The sequence below is a fragment of the Brevundimonas intermedia genome, from assembly GCF_004614235.1.
Classification (GTDB): domain Bacteria; phylum Pseudomonadota; class Alphaproteobacteria; order Caulobacterales; family Caulobacteraceae; genus Brevundimonas; species Brevundimonas intermedia_A.
This window is the reverse complement of record NZ_SPVH01000001.1, coordinates 59,508-77,807: the sequence shown is the minus strand read 5'-3', so window position 1 is coordinate 77,807 and position 18,300 is coordinate 59,508. Positions and strand designations below refer to the sequence as shown.

The 18,300-nt window shown below is 66.9% G+C and carries 18 protein-coding genes; 9 read left to right on the top strand and 9 right to left on the bottom strand.

What is annotated here, in order from left to right; translation table 11 throughout:
* Positions 1–18: 18 nt before the first annotated feature.
* The 4 genes from der (at position 19) to EGY25_RS00385 (ending at position 3,388) form a co-directional block, all read left to right on the top strand.
* On the top strand, positions 19–1,638 hold the full coding sequence (gene der, locus EGY25_RS00400; RefSeq protein ID WP_135193088.1) for a ribosome biogenesis GTPase Der: 1,620 nt from the start codon (positions 19–21) through the stop codon (positions 1,636–1,638).
* A gap of 4 nt (positions 1,639–1,642) precedes the next feature.
* On the top strand, positions 1,643–2,107 hold the full coding sequence (locus tag EGY25_RS00395; RefSeq protein WP_135193087.1) for an NUDIX hydrolase: 465 nt from the start codon (positions 1,643–1,645) through the stop codon (positions 2,105–2,107).
* A gap of 65 nt (positions 2,108–2,172) precedes the next feature.
* Positions 2,173–2,637, top strand: coding sequence for a lysozyme inhibitor LprI family protein (locus tag EGY25_RS00390; protein ID WP_167762428.1), 465 nt, complete (start codon positions 2,173–2,175; stop codon positions 2,635–2,637).
* Positions 2,638–2,761: 124 nt separating this feature from the next.
* A complete protein-coding gene (locus EGY25_RS00385; RefSeq protein WP_135193085.1) occupies positions 2,762–3,388 on the top strand; it encodes a methyltransferase family protein in 627 nt (208 codons plus the stop codon).
* Here EGY25_RS00385 and EGY25_RS00380 read toward each other — a convergent pair.
* A complete protein-coding gene (locus EGY25_RS00380; protein WP_209307914.1) occupies positions 3,385–4,287 on the bottom strand; it encodes an AraC family transcriptional regulator in 903 nt (300 codons plus the stop codon). The two genes, EGY25_RS00385 and EGY25_RS00380, sit on opposite strands and share 4 nt — an antisense overlap.
* Positions 4,288–4,431: 144 nt before the next feature.
* On the opposite strand from EGY25_RS00380, the gene EGY25_RS00375 reads away from it, so the two are divergent.
* Positions 4,432–5,316, top strand: a complete 885-nt coding sequence (locus EGY25_RS00375; protein WP_135193084.1) for an oxidoreductase — start codon at positions 4,432–4,434, stop codon at positions 5,314–5,316.
* 7 nt (positions 5,317–5,323) lie between these two features.
* On the opposite strand, the gene EGY25_RS00370 is transcribed toward EGY25_RS00375, so the two are convergent.
* On the bottom strand, positions 5,324–6,079 hold the full coding sequence (locus EGY25_RS00370; protein WP_135193083.1) for an SDR family NAD(P)-dependent oxidoreductase: 756 nt from the start codon (positions 6,077–6,079) through the stop codon (positions 5,324–5,326).
* A 76-nt stretch (positions 6,080–6,155) separates the two neighbouring features.
* On the opposite strand from EGY25_RS00370, the gene EGY25_RS00365 reads away from it, so the two are divergent.
* Positions 6,156–6,407, top strand: coding sequence for a CopG family ribbon-helix-helix protein (locus tag EGY25_RS00365; protein ID WP_135193082.1), 252 nt, complete (start codon positions 6,156–6,158; stop codon positions 6,405–6,407).
* Positions 6,407–6,694: a type II toxin-antitoxin system RelE/ParE family toxin gene (locus EGY25_RS00360; RefSeq protein ID WP_135193081.1), complete on the top strand. Its 288-nt coding sequence runs from the start codon at positions 6,407–6,409 to the stop codon at positions 6,692–6,694. Before EGY25_RS00365 ends, EGY25_RS00360 begins: the two co-directional genes overlap by 1 nt.
* Before the next feature lie 6 nt (positions 6,695–6,700).
* Here the strand turns inward: EGY25_RS00360 and purF are convergent, their stop codons facing one another.
* From purF to radA, 3 genes are read right to left on the bottom strand one after another with little or no spacing between them, the layout of a single operon-like run.
* Complete coding sequence (gene purF, locus EGY25_RS00355; protein WP_135193080.1) at positions 6,701–8,206, bottom strand: amidophosphoribosyltransferase; 1,506 nt, start codon at positions 8,204–8,206, stop codon at positions 6,701–6,703.
* Between the two features lie 26 nt (positions 8,207–8,232).
* On the bottom strand, positions 8,233–8,829 hold the full coding sequence (locus tag EGY25_RS00350) for a CvpA family protein (protein WP_135193079.1): 597 nt from the start codon (positions 8,827–8,829) through the stop codon (positions 8,233–8,235).
* 31 nt (positions 8,830–8,860) lie between these two features.
* Positions 8,861–10,231 (bottom strand): DNA repair protein RadA, encoded by a 1,371-nt coding sequence (radA, locus tag EGY25_RS00345; RefSeq protein WP_135193078.1) that lies wholly within the window; start codon positions 10,229–10,231, stop codon positions 8,861–8,863.
* A 183-nt stretch (positions 10,232–10,414) separates the two neighbouring features.
* Here radA and EGY25_RS00340 point away from each other — a divergent pair, with 183 nt between their 5' ends.
* Together EGY25_RS00340 and EGY25_RS00335 are read left to right on the top strand one after the other, a co-directional pair.
* Positions 10,415–11,044, top strand: coding sequence for a Yip1 family protein (locus tag EGY25_RS00340; protein WP_135193077.1), 630 nt, complete (start codon positions 10,415–10,417; stop codon positions 11,042–11,044).
* A gap of 140 nt (positions 11,045–11,184) precedes the next feature.
* Entirely contained in the window at positions 11,185–12,474 is a 1,290-nt protein-coding gene (locus tag EGY25_RS00335) for a metal-dependent hydrolase family protein (protein ID WP_135193076.1), read from the top strand.
* 15 nt (positions 12,475–12,489) lie between these two features.
* On the opposite strand, the gene alr is transcribed toward EGY25_RS00335, so the two are convergent.
* From alr to EGY25_RS00315, 4 genes are all read right to left on the bottom strand, one after another.
* Positions 12,490–13,542, bottom strand: a complete 1,053-nt coding sequence (gene alr / locus EGY25_RS00330) for an alanine racemase (RefSeq protein ID WP_135193075.1) — start codon at positions 13,540–13,542, stop codon at positions 12,490–12,492.
* Positions 13,543–13,583: 41 nt separating this feature from the next.
* Entirely contained in the window at positions 13,584–15,074 is a 1,491-nt protein-coding gene (locus EGY25_RS00325) for a replicative DNA helicase (RefSeq protein WP_135193074.1), read from the bottom strand.
* Between the two features lie 144 nt (positions 15,075–15,218).
* Positions 15,219–15,584, bottom strand: coding sequence for a hypothetical protein (locus EGY25_RS00320; protein ID WP_135193073.1), 366 nt, complete (start codon positions 15,582–15,584; stop codon positions 15,219–15,221).
* A gap of 161 nt (positions 15,585–15,745) precedes the next feature.
* Positions 15,746–18,169, bottom strand: a complete 2,424-nt coding sequence (locus EGY25_RS00315; protein WP_135193072.1) for a TonB-dependent receptor plug domain-containing protein — start codon at positions 18,167–18,169, stop codon at positions 15,746–15,748.
* Positions 18,170–18,300 lie beyond the last annotated feature (131 nt).

The window sequence follows — 18,300 nt, the reverse complement described above, 5'->3', positions numbered from 1 at the left end:
CTAAGCTAGAAAGCCGACATGGCTCTGAAGGTCGCCATCGTCGGCCGCCCCAATGTGGGCAAATCGACACTGTTCAACCGCCTCGTCGGCAAGCGCCTCGCGCTGGTCGACGATCGCCCCGGCGTGACTCGTGACCGGCGCTATGCCGACGGCAACATCGGCGACATGGATCTGACGCTGATCGACACGGCCGGCTACGAGGATGTCACCGACGACAGCCTGGAAGCCCGGATGCGCGAGCAGACGGAGGCCGCGCTGGATGACGCCGAACTGGTCATGTTCATGATGGACGCCCGCGAAGGCGTCACCGCTCTGGACCGGATCTTCGCCGAACGCCTGCGCAAGGTTCACAAGCCGATCATCCTGCTGGCCAACAAGTCCGAGAGCCGCGAGAGCGGTGGCGGCGTTGGCGAGGCGCACGCCCTGGGCTTCGGCGAGCCGGTCGCCATCTCCGCCGAGCATGGCGAGGGCATGGCTGACCTCTACAAGGCCATCCGCGCAGCGTCCGAAGACATCTTCATCGAAGAGATCGACGAGCCGGACAAGCCGATCCGTATCGCCGTCATCGGCCGGCCCAACGCGGGCAAGTCGACCCTGATCAATCGCCTGATCGGCGACGACCGCCTGCTGACCGGGCCGGAAGCGGGGATCACGCGCGACTCCATCTCGGTCGATTGGGTGTTCGAGGGCAAGAACATCCGTTTGGTCGATACGGCCGGGATGCGTCGCAAGGCGCGGGTGCAGGAGAAGCTGGAGAAGCTGTCGGTCGCCGACACCATCCGGGCCATCACCTTCGCCGAAGTCGTCATCCTGATGATGGACAAGGACGACGCCTTCGACACCCAGGACCTGCAACTGGCCGACCTGGTCGAGCGCGAAGGCCGCGCCCTGGTCTATGTCGCGTCCAAATGGGACTTGGAAGAAGAGCCCCAGGCGCGCATGGCCAAGCTCAAGGGCATGGCTGAGGACAAGCTGCCCCAGCTGAAGGGTTCGCCCTTCGTGGTCCTGTCCTCGCACTCGGGCCGTGGCGTCGAACGCCTGATGCCGGCCGTGCTTCAGGCCTATGACACCTGGTCGGTCAAGGTGAAGACCAAGGACCTGAATACCTGGCTGGCCATGGCGACGCAGCGGCACCCGCCCCCCGCAGTGGACGGCAAGCGCATCAAGCCGAAATACATCGCCCAGACCAAGGCCCGTCCGCCGACCTTCGTGCTGATGGCCAACCGCGCCGAGTCGATGCCCGAGCATTACAAGCGCTATCTGGTCAACTCGATCCGCGAGAGCTTCGACCTGCCGGGCACGCCGATCCGCCTGAACGTCAAGTCCAGCGGCGTGAACCCCTATGCCGAGGGCGGCGCCAAGTCGGGGCCGGAACGCTACAAGGGCGACGCCAAGACCGCACCGCGCCGCATCAAGAAGGCAGAGAAGGAAGAGGCCCTGTCCAAGCTGCCCGGCAAGGCGCTGGAGCAGAAGAAGACCCGCAAGGCCCAGCCCAAGGTCTTGGGCGGCCTGAAGTCCAGCGCGTCCAAGAAGGCCGGTTCGTCGGTGGCGGTCCAGAAGGGCGCCCGTGGCGGCGCGCGTCAGGTCTCGCGTTCCGGCCGGATTCGTACGGGCCAAAAGGGCGGCGCCAAGAAGTGACGGCGTGACCAACGCGGTCGCCCCCGTCCTTCCAGACCGGCCGACCTCGCGCTGGCTGATCCTGGACGGGCAGGGGCGGGTGCTGCTGTTGCACTTCGTCTTTTCCCAGGGGGCTCTGGCCGGCACGGCCTTCTGGGCCACGCCGGGCGGCGGCTGCGAACCGGGCGAGACCTATGAGGACGCCGCCCGTCGCGAACTGTTGGAGGAGACTGGGCTGGTCGTCGCCGATCCCGGCCCTCAGGTCGCCCAGGTCCGCGTCAGTTTCCGCCTGCCTGACGGTCGCATGGCCGATGTGGATCAGCGGTTCTTCCTGCTGCGCACCGAGGCGTTCGACCTGTCGTCCGCCGGATGGACGGAGGAGGAGCGGGATGTCCTTGTGGCGCATCGCTGGTGGAGCGTCGCCGACATCCGGGCCTCGACCGAGACGATCTGGCCGGCGGAGTTGGCGGATATTCTAGACGGGCTGTGAACCGCCTTTCGAGATGGGGCGATGCGTGTGAAGCTGGCGCGGCGCTTCATTCTCGGGAACCCGGTATGCTCTTTGCAATCGTTTCGCTCCTTTTGGTCAGCCAGTCCCCCGATCATCTGCCCGCGGACTGCGCGAAGGCGGAGGACACGCTGGCCATCAATGCTTGCGCATCACGTGACCTGTCGCGCGAGGTCGAGCGGATGGATCACTATCTGGTCGCTGCCCGCCGAAATGCGGACGCGGCGGATCAGGGGGCGGGGAACGCGACTTTTTCGTTGTCGCAGCGCGCCTATCTGGATCAGGCCCAGGAGGCCTGGGCCGCCTATGCCGATCTGGTCTGCAAGGGTGTGTACGACAAGTGGAACGGCGGCTCGATCCGCAACGTGGCAGCGCTGCGTTGCCGTATCGACATGACGCGAGAGCGCACCCACGTCGTGTGGCGCAACTATCTCACCTACGCCGACTCGACCCCGCCCGAACTCCCTGAGCCGATCCGGCCAGCGTCCGAGGAGCTGTCTTACGAAGACTGAGGCCGACGTCGCCGCGGTCGAACCTGATCCGCATACTTTGCGAGACCGATTTTCGCTCGCAAACATACCGCTTGCTCGTCAGTTGAAAGCGGCGCTTGGATTTGGAATCAATCCGGAGCGATTCATGACCACGACCCAGGTGTTCGACCTTCAGGCGGTGCAGAAAATCCGCAAGGGCGCCGTCCTCGTCGCGCTGCTCGCCCTGGTCGGTCTGACCATGGTGTCCCAGTCCGTGACGGGCGTGGACAGTCCGCTGCATGAAGGCGTCGAGGCAGTGGGCCTGGCCGCCATCGTCTTCGCCATCGTGGGACGTGCCTGGTGCTCGCTCTATATCGGCGGGCGCAAGAAGGCCGAGATCGTCTCGCGCGGTCCCTATTCTATCAGCCGTAACCCTCTCTATATCTTCAGCTTCTTCGGCGCCTTCGGGATCGGCGCCCAGAGCGGCAGCCTGACCCTGGCGGTGCTGTTCACCCTGGCGTCGCTGGCGGTCTTCTACCTGACGGTGCGCCGTGAAGAGGCCTGGCTGGGCGCGACTTTCGGCGCCGACTATGCGGCCTACAAGGCCCTGACGCCGCGTTTCTGGCCCAAGTTCGCGCTGTGGCGCGACGAGGCGGAACTGTCGGTGCGGCCGTCGTTCTTTCTGACCACCATCCGCGACGGTCTGGTCTTCCTGGTGGCGATCCCGCTGTTCGAGGCCATCGACCTGGCCCAGGCCGAGGGCTGGCTGCGGGTTCTGGCGCACCTGCCCTAAGCGGCTCGGCTCCCGGCTGGCCCGTAGACCATCAGGCTTTCGCGCATGCGCGCTGCATCGCGACCGGGCGGCAGGCCGAACTGGCGGGCGTATTCGCGGCTGAACTGGGAGAGGCTGTCGTAGCCGACGGCGAAGCCGGTCTCGGCCGCGCCATCCAGGCCGGTCAGCAGTCGGGCGCGCGCTTCTCGTAGCCGCACCTGTTTGTGGAACTGCAGCGGGCTCATGGTCGTCACGGTACGGAAATGCCGGTGAAAGGTCGATAGGCTCATGCCCGCCATGTCCGCCAGAGTCTCCAGCCGCATCGGTTCGGCGTAGTGGGCGCGGATCCAGCTGATGGCGCGGTTGACGCCCGACAGGCGGCTTTCGGCCGAGCCGATCTGACGCACGGTGGCGGCGTGCCGGCTGTGGAGCAGGCGCCAGACCAGTTCGCGCTCGATCATCGGCGTCATCACGGCGATCTCTCCGGGTCGGTCCAGAAGGCGAAGCAGGCGCGCCATGGGCTCCAGCAGTTCGTCCTCCAGTCGGGTCACCTGAATGCCGGTCGGCGGCGGCTGATCCGAGGGGGTAGGGGCGTCGATCTCCAGCATTAGGCCGGCGATGGTCGCGGGGTTCAGGTCGAAACTGAGGGCGCGATACGGCGCCTCGACGATGCTGCCGCACACCGGCAGTTCGGCCGACACCACCAGACAGTCGCCGGCCCGATAGGAATAGACCGTCTCGCCCAGGATGGTCTGTTTGGCGCCGCACACCACCAGGCACAGCATGGGATCATAGGCGACGGCGATCATCCGCGTCTGCGCGTCGCTGCCATACAGGCGCAGGCCCGGCACGGCGGATCGCGACAGATCCGGTGGCGCATGGCGCGCGACGATGTCGGTCATTTCGGGCAAGAGGCTCATGCATGCATCCAACGCCTGTCTTCGCGTGCGCGCAAGCAGGCGAGGGCGGTTTGACAGGATCGTGCAAGACTTCGCCCGGATCGCCCTAACGCTAGGAAGTTGAAACAGCGTCTTCTCCGTCTGGTCAGACCGAGGAGACTTCCCATGACAACGACCCTTCAAAAGACCTGGCTCGTGACCGGCGCGGCCCGTGGCCTGGGCGCGGGCATCGCTCGCGCCGCCCTGGACGCCGGCGACCGCGTCGTCGTCGCCGGTCGCAACCGCGACGCCCTGATCAAGGCCTTCGGCCCCGATAGCGACACCGTCCTGTCCGTGGCGCTGGACGTCACGGATGCGGCCGCCATCGCCGCCGCCGTCGAGGCCGCTATGGCCCGCTTCGGCCGCATCGACGTGTTGGTCAACAACGCCGGTTACGGCCACCTCGGCATCTTCGAGGAGACGACCGCCCAGGACGCGCGCAGCCAGTTCGACACCAATGTCTTCGGCCTGTTCGACATGACTCGCGCCGTGCTGCCGGTCATGCGCGCCCAGCGCTCGGGCCGTGTATTCAACGTCTCGTCCGTGGGAGGCATGGTCGGCGGGGCGTCCGGCTCGATCTATTGCGCCTCAAAGTTCGCCATCGAGGGCTTCAGCGAGTCGGTCGCCCAGGAGGTCGGCCCCTTCGGCGTCCACGTCACCATCGTCGAGCCGGGCTTCTTCCGCACCGACTTCCTGGATGCGACATCGGTCGTCTATGCCGGCAACCCCATCGCCGACTACGCCCAGGCCTCGGCTGCGCTACGCGACTTCTATGAGGCCCGCAGCCATAACCAGGCGGGCGATCCGGCCAAGCTGGGACAGGCGCTGGTGGTCCTGGCCAATGCGGAAAACCCGCCCGTGCGATGGGCGGCCGGAACGGACGCTATCGGCATGATCGAGGGCAAGATCGCCGGGCTGACGACGGAGCTGGAGGCCTGGCGTGACCTGTCGCAGTCGACCGACGGCGACTTCTCTTTCCGTGAGGAGCCGGGCGCCAGCGCCTGGGGCTGACCCCGGCCTAGACCAGCGCCTCCGTCGTCGGTCCGGCCTTCCAGTCGCGGAAGCGGATCGTCTGCGGGGGCGTGGCGTCGCCTCTAGCCAAATCGACGACAAGGGGTCCGATCTCGGACGGGTGAGGCAGGCCGGACGGGTCCTCGCCCGGATAGGCCTGGGCGCGCATGGCGGTGCGCATGCGGCCGGGATCGACGATGCTGACGCGGACGGGCGTGCTCTCGATCTCGTCGGCCCAGGCCTTCACCAGAGCCTCGGCGCCGGCCTTGGTCGCGGCGTACATGCCCCAGAAGGCCTTGGGCGCGCTGGCGACGCTGGTGGTGAAGTGGATGGCGCGACCGGCGTCCGAGGCGCGCAACAGCGGCTCCAGCGAGCGGATCAGGCGATAGACGGCGGTGAAGTTGGTCTTCTCGATCTTGGCGAACTCGCGCGGATCGGCGTGGGACACCGGCGTCAGGCCCGACGGCCCCATGGTGGCCGCGGCGTGGACCCAGATGTCCAGCTTCTTGAATCGTTCGAAAATGGCGCCGCCCAGCCGGTCGATGGCGCCGCCGTCCACCAGATCGAACGGGATCAGGGTCGCGTGGCGGCCGGTGGCGGCGAAGATGGCGTCGTCCAGCTCTTCCAGCCCGCCCTGGGTGCGAGCGGTTGCAATGACGTGCGCGCCCGCCTTGGCCAGGGCCAGCGCGCTCTCATAGCCGATGCCGCGCGAGGCGCCGACGACGAGGGCGATACGGTCGTTCAGGGGCAGGGCTTCAGTCATGACGGGGTGGTAGGAGTGGCGATGCGACGGGTCAATGTGTTATCCTGTGTTCAGATGTGCACAGGAGCATTCCGCCATGGCCGCCAGCACGACCGTCACTGTCCGCATGAGCGGGACGCTCAAGGAGCGACTAGGGCTGCTTGCCGAGAAGACCCAGCGAACGCAGTCCTTTCTCGCTGAACGCGCCATCTCGGGCTACGTCGATCGCGAGCTGGAAATGATGGCGGCCGTCGAGCAGGGGCTGGAAGATTTTCGCAACGGCGATGTCGTTTCGCACGATGAGGCCAAGCGTCAGATTCGCGAGACCATCGCCAAATACGAATCCTGATGCGCGCCGTCGTCTGGTCGCGGCGGGCCTTGCTGGAACTGACCCATGCCATCGACTATCTGGCGCAGCGAAATCTCGCCGCCGCCCAGCGGATCGAGTTGAGAATCCTGGAGACGACGGACAAGCTGGCCAAGCGGCCCATCGGGCGACCGGGCAAGCAGCCAGGGACGTATGAGAAGCTGGTCACCGGCGCGCCATACCTGATCGTCTACGCCCTGACCGACGGCGCTGGCGGCGGCCAAGTTCAGATCATCCGCCTGTTCCACACGGCCCAGGATCAGGGTTGACGTCCGTCAGGCGCTGACCAGCAGGGACAGTTGTTTGGCGCCGAACTCGCGGCCGCCTTCCTCGATCTCGCGATCCAGCAGGCGGGTGGGGTAGTCGCCGGTGAAATAGTGGTCGGTGAATTGGGGCGCGGCGTTGTTGCGACCGGTCTCCCCCATCGCCTGATACAGGCCGTCGATGGACAGGAAGCCGAGCGAATCGACTTCCAGCAGGTCGCGCATCTCTTCCAGCGTCTTGTTGGCGGCCAGCAGCTGGGCGCGCTCCGGCATGTCGATGCCGTAGAAGTCGGGGAAGAGAATCTGGGGGCTGGCCGAGCGCAGGTGGACCTCGGTCGCGCCGGCGGCGCGCACGGCGCGAACCAACTTCAGCGAGGTGGTGCCGCGCACGATGGAGTCGTCGATCAGAACGACGCGCTTGCCGGCGAGGGCCGACTTGTTGGGGCTGTGCTTCATGCGCACGCCCTTCTGCCGGGCGCCTTGGCTGGGCTGTATGAAGGTGCGGCCCAGATAGTGGCTGCGGATGATGCCCATTTCGTAGGGAATGCCGCTTTCCTGGGCATAGCCCAGGGCCGCCGGCACGCCAGAATCGGGCACCGGCACGACGATATCGGCGTCGACGCCCAGCTCGCGGGCCAGGCCCCGACCCATCTCCTTGCGGACCTCATAGACCGAGCAGCCGTTCACGACCGAATCCGGGCGCGAGAAATAGACGTATTCGAACAGGCAGGGGCGGGCGACACGGGCCGGGAAGGGCTTGAGCGAACGCAGGCCGCTGTCGTCGATGACCACGATCTCGCCGTGCTCGATGTCGCGCACGAAGGTGGCGCCCATCATGTCCAGGGCGCAGGTCTCGGACGCCAGCACCCAGGCCTCGCCGACCTGGCCCAGAACCAGCGGCCGGATTCCCAGCGGGTCGCGCGCGCCGATCATCTTGGTGCGCGTCTGAGCGACCAGGGCGTAGCCGCCCTCGATCCGCGCCAGGGCGTCGATGAAGCGGTCGACGATCTTGGCTTTGCGGCTGCGTGCGATCAGGTGAAGGATGACTTCGGAATCCGAGGTCGACTGGAAGATGGCGCCTTCGCTGACCAACTGGCTGTGCAGGAACTTGAAGTTGGTCAGGTTGCCGTTGTGGGCGATGGCGATGCCGCCCTGGTCGAGGTCGGCGAACATGGGCTGGATGTTGCGAAGGAAGCTGCCGCCGGCGGTCGAATAGCGGGTGTGGCCCACGGCCGCGCGGCCGGGCATACGTGTCATCAGGTCGGCGCCGCCGAAGGCCTCGCCCACAAGGCCCTGGTGGCGTTCGGTGTGGAACCGCTCGTCCTTGACGCTGGCGATGCCGCAGGCTTCCTGGCCGCGATGCTGAAGGGCGTGCAGGCCTAGGGCGACGATGGCCGAGCCTTCGTCCTCGTCTGCGCCCCAGACGCCGCAGACACCGCATTCCAGACGAAGCTGGTCGTCCTCCGGCTCGCGCCAGTGTTCGCGGTGGACGACGGGATCGGCGATATGGTGGCGCATCGTGGGGCTCCGATGACCGGGGAAACTTAAGGGGCGGCTTCGCGCGGCGAGTTAGGCTCTGATTGCGTCCGGGGCAAGGCTTCGTCGTCCGAAAACCCCCTGCGTACGGACGAATCCACCACCGGCGTGATCGCGTCGGCGCCGCGCCCGAGGCTGGGCAGGACGATCTGGATAGCGCGGGCGCCCATTGCGCTGACCGGATAGAGGGCCGCATTGGTCAGCCAGCGCGGCGTCCGCTCGCCCGGCAGGGCCGCCACCACGACCAGATGCACCGCCCCGATCAGGACCAGGGCGCGGATGCCGCCGATCAGCAGGCCGAACACGCGATCGACGCCGCCCAGGTGCGGATTGTCCTTGGCGCTCTTGGAGATCATCGAGCCGACGAGGCGCAGGCCGAAATAGACGACGAAGAAGGTCAGGACGGCCGCCAGGATCGATCCCGCCCATTCGGGATCCACGAACGACCGGCCGATGCTTGCGGTCCACGGCAGGCTGATCAGCGCCACCAGGGCCGCCAGGGTCGCGCTGAGCAGGGTGATGATCTCGCGCACCCCGCCGCGCACCCAGCCGGCGGCGACGGAAAACAGGATCACCACAATGGCGAAGACGTCGTATCCGGTCACGCGTTCGGGATCCTGCGGTTGCTACGTGGGTCTAATAGCGGTTCTGGGAGATTCGTTCGACCACATCCGTCAGACGCGTCACGGATGTCACCTTCACGCCCTTGGTCTTGGCCGTAAGGGTGGGGCTGAGCACCTGGTCGAAGCCCAGTTTCTGCGCCTCGCGCAGGCGGGCCTCGGCGCGGCCGACGCTGCGGACCTCGCCCGACAGGCCGATCTCGCCGAAGACGACGCAGCCCTGGGGCAGGGAGACGCCGGTCGCCGAGCTGATCAGGGCCGCCGCCGCCGCGAGGTCCGCAGCGGGTTCGTTAATGCGCAAGCCGCCCGCAACATTCAGATAGACGTCCTGATCGCCGAAGCCGAAACCGCAGCGGGCCTCCAGCACGGCCAGCACCATGGCCAGGCGTCCCGTTTCCCAGCCGATCACGGCGCGACGCGGGGTGCCATAGGCGGATTTGGACACCAGGGCCTGCATCTCGACCAGCACGGGGCGCGAGCCTTCGATCCCGGCGAAGACGGCGGCGCCGGGCGCGCGCTCCTTGCCCTCGCCCAGGAAGAGGGCGGATGGATTGGCGACCTCGCGCAGGCCGCTGTCGCCCATTTCGAACACGCCGATCTCGTCGGTGGCGCCGAACCGGTTCTTGCCGGCGCGCAGGATGCGGAACGGATAGCCGCGCTCGCCCTCGAAGGTCATGACGGCGTCGACCAGGTGTTCGACCACGCGAGGACCGGCGACCTGGCCGTCCTTGGTGACGTGGCCGACCAGGATGACGGCGACGCCTTGCGACTTGGCTAACCGCACCATTTCGCCGGCGCAGGCCCGGACCTGGGTGATCGAGCCGGGGCCGCTCTCATGCACGTCTGACCACAGGGTCTGGATCGAATCGACGATGACGATATCGAAATGCTCGCGCTTCAGCGTGCCCAGGATTTCACGCAGCGCCGTCGCCGCCGCCAGATTGACCGGCGCGTCCGCCAGGCCCATCCGCTTGGCGCGCGCCCTGATCTGTTCGACCGCTTCTTCGCCCGAGATATAGGCGACGCGCGATCCCTTCAGCGCCGCCTTGGCCGCGACCTCCAGCAACAGGGTCGATTTGCCGACGCCGGGGTCGCCGCTGAGCAGGATGGCTGAACCCGGCACCACGCCGCCGCCGCAGACGCGGTCGAACTCGGCGACGCCTGTGGTGATGCGCGGCGGTTCGGGGGTGTCGGACTGCAGGGTCTCGAACTGAATGCCGCGCGATCGGGCCGAGGTCGCGGCCGTGGGTTTGATCGCGCCGGGCGGGGCCGAACGGCTCTCCTCGCTCAGGGTGTTCCACTGGCCGCAGGAACTGCACTGGCCCGACCATTTGCCGTGAACCGTGCCGCAGGACTGACAGACATAGAGGGCGGAATCGCGAGCCATGGGCTTCCTTAGCAGATCGAACGGTTTGGGCCGCCTGTTCGACAACGCATGGAGCGTATCCACGACAGTTTCGGTCGCACGTGCAACCTTTGCCATAACAAGGTATTGAGAATCTGTCGCACGCCCTTGCTACTTGAGGCGACGCAACGTCAACATCCGACCTTATCCATCGCCGAGGCGCCCATGACCGATCCGACGTCCCAATCCCAACCCGCCGTCGATCCGGCGCTTGTCGCCCGGGTCAAGGGCATCCTGCTTCAGCCCAAGATCGAATGGCTGCGCATCGACGGCGAGTTCGCCACCAACAAGAGCCTGTTCACGCGCTATGCGATGATCCTGGCCGCCATCGGTCCGGTCGCGACCCTGGTCGGCAGTCTGGTGTTCGGCCACGCCTCGATCGTCAGCGCCCTGGTGCTGGCCATCGTGTCGTATGGCCTGTCGCTGGCCAGCGTGTTTATTCTCGGCCTGATCATCAACGCCCTGGCGTCCAGCTTCGGCGGCGCGCCCAATCCGGTGCAGGCGATGAAGCTGGCGGTCTATGCCTCGACTGCCTCATGGATCGCCGGGGTGTTCAACCTGATCCCGCTGTTGGGCTGGGTGTCGATCATCGGCGGCATCTACAGCCTGGTCCTGCTGTTCCTGGGCCTGCCGATCCTGATGAAGGTGCCGGAAGACAAGAAGATCGTCTATTTCATCGTCATCCTGATCGCCGGTCTCATCCTGGGCTTCATCATGGCCGCCATCGTCGGCGCCATCGCCTTGACCTTCGTCGCCTCGACGGCTGGTCTGGCCGCCATGGGCGCAGGCTACTGAGATTGACCCGGCACGCGGTGGGGGGCAAAGTCAGCGCTCCGAGCTGATGGTCCCCGCCGCTACCGGCCTCTGATCGCTTTCTCCATTCCCCTCCGCCGATTCCGTGGCAGGATCGGCGGATCACGGGGATGGGGATTTTCATGACACTCTGCAAACGCGCCATTGCCGGCGCAGCGACGCTGGCGATGACCTTGATGGCAAGCGCCGCCTGGGCCGAGACGCTGGTCGTCACCGCCGACCGCATGGTCGACGTCGAGCGCGGCGTCTATGTCACCGCGCCTGTGGTGGTGATCACCGATGGCCGGATCGTCTCCGTCGGCGACCGCGTTCCCGCTGATCTGCCGACGGATGCGAAGCGTCTGGATCTGCCGGGTCTGACCCTGCTGCCCGGCCTGATCGATATGCACGTCCACCTGGGCGGCACTCCGTATGTCGCCGGTTTTGAGGCCCTGCGGTTCGCCGACGACTTCGAGCCGATCCTTCAGGTTCCGCATGCCCGCGCGACGCTGATGGCGGGATTCACCACGGTGCGGAACCTGGGCGGCCCGCCCTTCGCCGACGTCGCGCTGCGCCAGGCCATCGACGGGGGCTTCGTCGAGGGACCGCGTGTCATCCCCGCAGGGGTCTCCTTCGGCGCTACAGGCGGTCATTGCGACCACACCGGCATGCCGCATGCGATGGAAATGCGGAACGAATACAACGCCGATAGCCCCGACGCCGCCCGCCACAGCGTGCGTGAAGTGCGTAAATACGGCGCCCAGGTCATCAAGGTGTGCGCCACCGGCGGCGTCTTCTCCCACAACACCGAACCCGGCCAGCAGCAGATGACCGAGGCCGAGCTGCGCGCCGTCGCGGACGAGGCGCATATGTGGGGTCTGAAGGTCGCCGCCCACGCCCACGGGACCGAAGGCATCAAGGCCGCTATTCGCGCCGGCATCGACACCATCGAACACGCCTCGCTGATCGACGACGAAGGCATCCGCCTGGCGCGCGAGCACGGGACGTGGCTGTCGATGGACATCTACAACACCGACTTCACCCAGGCGACCGGCACGGAGTTCGGCGTCACCGAGGACAATCTGCGCAAGGACCGCGAGATCGCCCAGGCCCAGCGCGACAACTTCCGTCGCGCCCACGACGCCGGGGCGCGCATGGTGTTCGGTTCCGACGCCGCCATCTATCCGCACGGCCGCAACGCCGAACAGTTCGCCGTCATGGTTCGCTATGGGATGAGCCCGGCCGAGGCCATTCGCGCCGCCACCTGGAACGCGTCCCAGGCCCTGGGACGCGAGGCCGACGTGGGCGCGGTGTCGGTGGGCCGTTATGGCGACCTGATCGCGGTGGCGGGCGATCCGCTGGCCGACGTGACCACGCTCCAGACCGTGCCCGTGGTCGTCAAGGGCGGCGAGGTGGTCAAGGATGCGCGCTAAAGTCCGACGCGCCGTCTAATCCACGTAGCGACGGGGCACGCGCGTGGTGATCGAGGTCAGCAGCTCGTAGCTGATGGTCCCCGCAGCCGCCGCCGCGTCGTCGATGAAGCGGTTCGGGCCGAACAGCTCGACCGGATCGCCGACCGCGACGTCTAGTCCAGTGATATCTACCGCACAGACGTCCATCGAGACCCGGCCCAGCAACGGTCGGGTCTCGCCCACGATCCAGACCGCGCCCTGGGGCGAATAGGATCGCAGCAGTCCGTCCGCATAGCCCGCCGCCACCGTGGCGACCCGCATCGGGCGCTCGGCGATGAAGCCGCGTGAATATCCGACGCTCTCGCCCGCCGACACGTCACGCACCTGAAGCACCTGGGCCGTGAGCGCAGCCACGGGCGCGATCCGGGGATCGGGGCGACCCTCCGGTCCGCCGCCATACAGGCAGATGCCCGGCCGCACGGCGTCGAAGGCGAAATCGGGGCCCAAGAAACAACCGCTGGAGTTGGCGAAGGACCGGATCACGCCCGGATAGCGATCCACCACGCCCGCAAAGGCGTCGCGCTGGCGCCGGTTCATGGGATTGGCCGGTTCGTCGGCGCAGGCCAGGTGGGTCAGGACCAGGGCCAGGCCGTCGAAGGCCTCGGGCGCATCCTCTGGCCGGACGCCCAGCCGGTTCATGCCGGTGTCGATCTGCAGGCCGCACGTCCCGCCGCCCGCCGCCGCCCAGGCCTGCATCTGCGCCGGATGGTTCAGCACCGGCCGCAGGTCCGCCGTCTTCAGTCTCTCGGCGTCGTCGCCATGGCAGCCGTCGAGCACATAGATGACGGGACCATCGGCGCCCAAGGCCGCGCGCAGCCGAACCCCCTCCGCCGCCCGCGCAACGAAGAAGGTCCGCGCCCCCTCGGCCATCAGCCGCGTCGCCACCGCCTGCGCCCCCAGCCCATAGCCGTCCGCCTTGACCACCGGATGCACCGGCTGGCCGCTGATGGCACCCAGCGTGTGGTAGTTCCGCGCCAGGGCGCTGAGGTCGACGGAGAGGACCGCGGGGGCGGGGACAGAGACAGTCATTGTGCTCTTATGCGCCAAGTTCCGGCCGATGGAACAGCCGCCTATTCGTAGCTGACCTCTTCATAGCCGTGCGCCAGGTTGCCGAAGCGGACGGTGTCGGCGTCGAAGGCCAATTTGACGATGCCGATGGGGCCGTGGCGTTGCTTGCCGATGACCACTTCGGCCTGGCCTTGCAGGCGGTCCATGTCCTGCTGCCATTGCAGATGTTCTTCGGTGCCTTCCCGCGGTTCGGCGCGGCCCAGGTAGTAGCTCTCGCGATAGACAAACATCACGCAGTCGGCGTCCTGCTCGATCGAGCCGGATTCGCGCAGGTCGGACAGTTGGGGGCGTTTATCCTCGCGTTGCTCGACCTGACGCGACAGCTGCGACAGGGCGATGATCGGCACCGACAGCTCCTTGGCCAGGGCCTTCAGCCCGCCGGTGATCTCGGACACTTCCTGCACCCGGTTCTTTTGCCCGCCTGTGTTGCCGGTCGTAATCAGTTGCAGATAGTCGACGATGATCAGGTCCAGCCCGTGTTCCGTCCGCTTCAGGCGGCGCGCCCGCGCGGCCAGCTTGGACATGGACAGGCCGCCGGTGTCGTCGATGTAGAGGGGGCTCTCGCCGATCTCGACCGCTGCGTCGCGCAGCTTGCCGAAGTCGGTGGCGTCGATCTCGCCCTTGCGCAGCTTGTCCGACGACACGCCGGACGCATCGGCCAGGATACGCATGGCTAGCTGTTCGGCGCTCATTTCCAGCGAATAGAAGGCGACCACGCCGCCGTTGACCGTCTTGCGGCCCTCCGGCGTCGGTTCCCACTGATAGGCGCGGGCCACGTTGAAGGCCATGTTGGTGGCCAGGGCGGTCTTGCCCATCGACGGACGGCCGGCGAGGATCAGAAGGTCGGAGGGGTGCAGGCCGCCCAGTTTACGGTCCAGATCGTTCAGGCCCGTGGCCAGGCCGGCCAGCTTGCCCTCGCGCTGATAGGCTTCGGCCGCCATCTGAACGGCACCCGACAAGGCGTGGGAAAAGCTGACGAAACCGGACGACGGCTTGCCCGTCTCGGCAAGCGAATACAGGGTCTGCTCGGCCTGTTCGATCTGTTCGTCGGCGGGCGTCTCGGGGTTCGGCGCCTCCTTGATGATCTCGCCGCCGATGCGGATCAGGTCGCGGCGCAGGGCCAGGTCATAGACGACGCGGGCATAGTCGGGCGCGTTGGCGGCAGGGGGCGCGCGGTCCACCAGATCGGCGAGGTAGCGCAGGCCGCCGAACTCCTGAAAGGCCGGATCCTGCTTGAACCGCTCCATCAGGATGGTGGGCTCGGCCAGCATGCCCTGGCGGATATGATCCTCGACCGCATCGAACAGGCGCTGATGGAAGGGTTCGTAGAAATGCACCCCGCGCAGCCGGTCGTTCAGCCGCTCGAACACGGCGTTGTCGAACATCAGCGAGCCCAGCAGCGCCTGCTCGGCTTCCAGATTGTGCGGCATCGAACTGACGCCGCCGTTTTCCATGGGCGAGGACGAGAAGGGCATGGGGGCGAAGGCGTTCATCGATTAACGCTTTAGCCGTCTCACACGACTGCGTCAGACGGGGACGCCGCCTGCGCCGTGGACAGATCGTTGGGGCTGGGGACGAACCGGAATTCCTCAATCGGATTTCGTCTGTCCTGCGAAGGATCGTCGATCCGTCTGGCCTTATCGGCAGGGATACTCCGCCGCCATCCATTCACGCATCGCCTGGGTCACGCTGATGTTGCGACGCGCGGCGGGGATGGTGTTGAAGCGGGTCAGAATCTGGTCCGGCGAGAAGCCGACCTTTTCCGGCATGCAGGTCGCGGCCGGCCGTCCGGCCGTCGTGGCGGCGACCTGTTCTGTGCGAACCGTGCGGGCGGCGCCACGGAACTCGGCCATCAGCCGGCGCGTGTCCGAGCGCAGCAGGGCCGTCGGGTTCTGAGGGATGGCGTTGGCGGTGGTCAGAAACTCCTGCACCGTCATGGCCTGGGCTGCGCCGGCGATGAGCGACAGCGCCAGGATGCCTGCCGCGATGGTCATGGTCTTCATGTTAGTCCCCTCCAGAACCCCCTCTGGCAAGGCCAAGGTTGAACGCTGATATGTGTCGCAACTGCGGCGCGGTGGAGGGGTTAAGCTGAAGCTTTCGTAATCCCATCAAGGAAAAGGGCGCTCCGCAGAGCGCCCTTGCCTCATAGCTCGTCAGCTCGACCTCACCATTTCAGGCTGACGCGCGCATAGCCGTAACGCCCATTGAACCCGAAGGGCGAATAGTAGGGGAAGCCCAGCACGCCGTTGGAGTTCAGCGTTCCCGGCACGAAATCCGGGTATTCGTCGAACACATTGTCCACGCCGATCGCCACGCCGACGCGTTCTGTCAGCTGGAAACGGCCTTCCAGATCGACCACGGTCTTGGCACCCGTACTGTAGTCGTTGGCCGGCGTCGATCCCGCCTGGAGCACGTCGCCATAGTAGGTGGCGCGCACGGTGGCGCCCCACTTGTCCCGGCTCCAGTCCGCCGCCGCCGAGACCTTGGCAGCCGGCGTGCCGTCTTCAATGGTCAGGATGCGCTGGCGGGCGAACAGGGTCGGGACCGGGTTCAGCACCGACGACGAGGTCGGCAGGCTGTTGACCGACACATCGTTGAAGTTGGCCGCCACGGTGAAGTCGAAGTCGCCGAGCGTATCCGTCGGCAGACGATAGCGCCCGACGATGTCCACACCCTCCGTCGAGGTCGAGACCCCGTTAAGGAAGAAACGCGCCGCCTGGATGCCTTGCGGGTCCAGCAGGCTGGCGACCTGAGGCGAGAAGGAGCGGTTGATCAGCTCCGACAGCACGATCTGGTCCTCGATGTCGATCTTGTAGGCGTCCACCGTCAGGTCGAATCGGCCCAGGCGGATGACGGCTCCCAGCGAATAGTTGGTCGAGGTCTCGGCCTTCAGTGGACGGGCGCCCAGGGCCGCCGCGACGGCGCTGGTGGCGGGGAAGGTGCCGGTTTCGACCACGGTGCCGTTCTGGATCACCGAAGCGGTCGAGGTGAAGAAGGATTGCTGCAGCGATGGGGCGCGGAAGCCGGTCGAGACCGATCCCCGCAGGGCGAAGCTGGGCGTGAAGTCATAGCGGGCCGACAGCTTGCCCGTCTGGGTGTCGCCGAAATCGGAATAGTCTTCGAACCGAACGGCGCCTTCGACGCGCAGCTTGTCGGTTAGGGGGATTTCCACGTCGGCATATGCGGCGAAGTTGTCGCGATCGACATCGACCACGTTCGAGGGCTGGAAGCCGACGAAGCCTTGCGCGCCCCCGGTCAGGGCCGTGTTGGCGCCCAGCGGGCCGCGGTTATAGCTTTCGGGCTGACCGGCTTCGATCTGGTAGCCTTCCCAACGCTGCTCCAGGCCCCAGGCGAAGTTCAGCGGGCCGCCCGACAGGCCGACCTCGAACGCGCGGCTGAAGTCGGCGCCCAGCACCAGCTGGTCATAGATCAGGCTGCCGGAATCGAAGCTGGTCGGCGAAGCGGCGCCATAGGTCGCGTTCAGCGAATCCTCGGTGCGGAAGTCCAGCGCGTTGCGGCCGTAGGTCAGGCTGACGTCCGTGTTCCAACCCGCCAGTTCGCCGCGCAGGCCGCCGGCCAGCGAAGCGTCTTTCGAGTTGATGGCCACCTTGGGCAGGAAGCCGCTCGGATAGATGACGGCGACATTGTTTGCGTTGTCGGACAGGCGAGGGAAGGCGGCGCCTTCGCTGTCGCGATCCTGATAGCCGGCCCAGCCATAAGCCTCCCAGCCGTTGCCCAGGCCCTTGCCGGCGTTGGCGAAGACCGTCCATTGCTCCACATCCGGGTCGCCGAAGCGGGCGGTGATGCCGCCGTTCGCGGCTGCGCGGGGGTCATAGTCCGAGCGGTTGGTCGATTCGCGGTTCAGATATTCGGCCGACAGGGTCAGGAAGCCGTCGTCGCCAAGAGAGAAACCTTGCCAGGCTGAGGCCGTCACCGTGCCGCCGTCCTGTTCGTCGCGTTCGCCGCGCGCGGTCTTCACCGTGGTGAAATACTGGCCGTAGGTCACGCTGGCGCCGCCGCCGCTGGAGGCTTCCTTCAGGCGCAGGTTCACCACGCCGGCGATGGCGTCGGAGCCGTACTGGGCCGAGGCGCCGTCGCGCAGCACCTCGACCCGGTCCAGGGCGCCGGTCGGGATGGTGTTCAGATCGACGGCGGCCGAGCCGCGACCCACGACGCCGTTGACGTTGACCAGGGCCGAGGCGTGGCGACGCGTGCCGTTGACCAGCACCAGCGTCTGATCCGGCGACAGGCCACGCAGGGTGATCGGGCGGATCGAGTCCGTCCCGTCGTTGGCCGACGGGCGCTGGAAGGTCAGCGACGGCACGGCCTGGGCCAGGGCGGTGGCGAACTCGGTGGTGCCGCGTGTTTGCAGCGCCTGCGCCGTCACCACGTCCACGGGGGCCAGGGTGTCGAGACGAGAGCGGTTCTGGACCCGCGTGCCGGTGACCACGATGTCGTCCACCTGGGCCGCCTCATCGGCGGTCGGCTCAGCGGTCTGGGCGAACACGGGAGCGGCGGTCAGCAGGGCGAGCGTCGAGACGGTCGCGAACAGGGCCGGGGCGGCGGCCCGTTGCAGGGTATTGCGCATTGAGAGATTTCCTAAGGCTTGTTTTTGGCGCGAGCGCGCATCGCCGCCGCTTATGGCGGCGGGCTTTGAAGTCGGTCTGGCGGTTAGATGTCGTTCGGCCTCAGCCGCAACATCGCCCACGGGCGGGCGGC

Bases quoted from the DNA above. Each gene is read 5' to 3' on its own strand.
- EGY25_RS00390 (WP_167762428.1), top strand. From the start codon at position 2,173: ATGCTCTTTGCAATCGTTTCGCTCCTTTTGGTCAGCCAGTCCCCCGAT.
- EGY25_RS00325 (WP_135193074.1), bottom strand. From the start codon at position 15,074: ATGAACGCCTTCGCCCCCATGCCCTTCTCGTCCTCGCCCATGGAAAAC.
- EGY25_RS00340 (WP_135193077.1), top strand. From the start codon at position 10,415: ATGACCGATCCGACGTCCCAATCCCAACCCGCCGTCGATCCGGCGCTT.
- EGY25_RS00360 (WP_135193081.1), top strand. From the start codon at position 6,407: ATGCGCGCCGTCGTCTGGTCGCGGCGGGCCTTGCTGGAACTGACCCAT.
- EGY25_RS00380 (WP_209307914.1), bottom strand. From the start codon at position 4,287: ATGAGCCTCTTGCCCGAAATGACCGACATCGTCGCGCGCCATGCGCCA.
- EGY25_RS00335 (WP_135193076.1), top strand. From the start codon at position 11,185: ATGACACTCTGCAAACGCGCCATTGCCGGCGCAGCGACGCTGGCGATG.
- purF (WP_135193080.1), bottom strand. From the start codon at position 8,206: ATGCGCCACCATATCGCCGATCCCGTCGTCCACCGCGAACACTGGCGC.
- alr (WP_135193075.1), bottom strand. From the start codon at position 13,542: ATGACTGTCTCTGTCCCCGCCCCCGCGGTCCTCTCCGTCGACCTCAGC.
- der (WP_135193088.1), top strand. From the start codon at position 19: ATGGCTCTGAAGGTCGCCATCGTCGGCCGCCCCAATGTGGGCAAATCG.
- radA (WP_135193078.1), bottom strand. From the start codon at position 10,231: ATGGCTCGCGATTCCGCCCTCTATGTCTGTCAGTCCTGCGGCACGGTT.
- EGY25_RS00365 (WP_135193082.1), top strand. From the start codon at position 6,156: ATGGCCGCCAGCACGACCGTCACTGTCCGCATGAGCGGGACGCTCAAG.
- EGY25_RS00370 (WP_135193083.1), bottom strand. From the start codon at position 6,079: ATGACTGAAGCCCTGCCCCTGAACGACCGTATCGCCCTCGTCGTCGGC.
- EGY25_RS00375 (WP_135193084.1), top strand. From the start codon at position 4,432: ATGACAACGACCCTTCAAAAGACCTGGCTCGTGACCGGCGCGGCCCGT.
- EGY25_RS00385 (WP_135193085.1), top strand. From the start codon at position 2,762: ATGACCACGACCCAGGTGTTCGACCTTCAGGCGGTGCAGAAAATCCGC.
- EGY25_RS00315 (WP_135193072.1), bottom strand. From the start codon at position 18,169: ATGCGCAATACCCTGCAACGGGCCGCCGCCCCGGCCCTGTTCGCGACC.
- EGY25_RS00320 (WP_135193073.1), bottom strand. From the start codon at position 15,584: ATGAAGACCATGACCATCGCGGCAGGCATCCTGGCGCTGTCGCTCATC.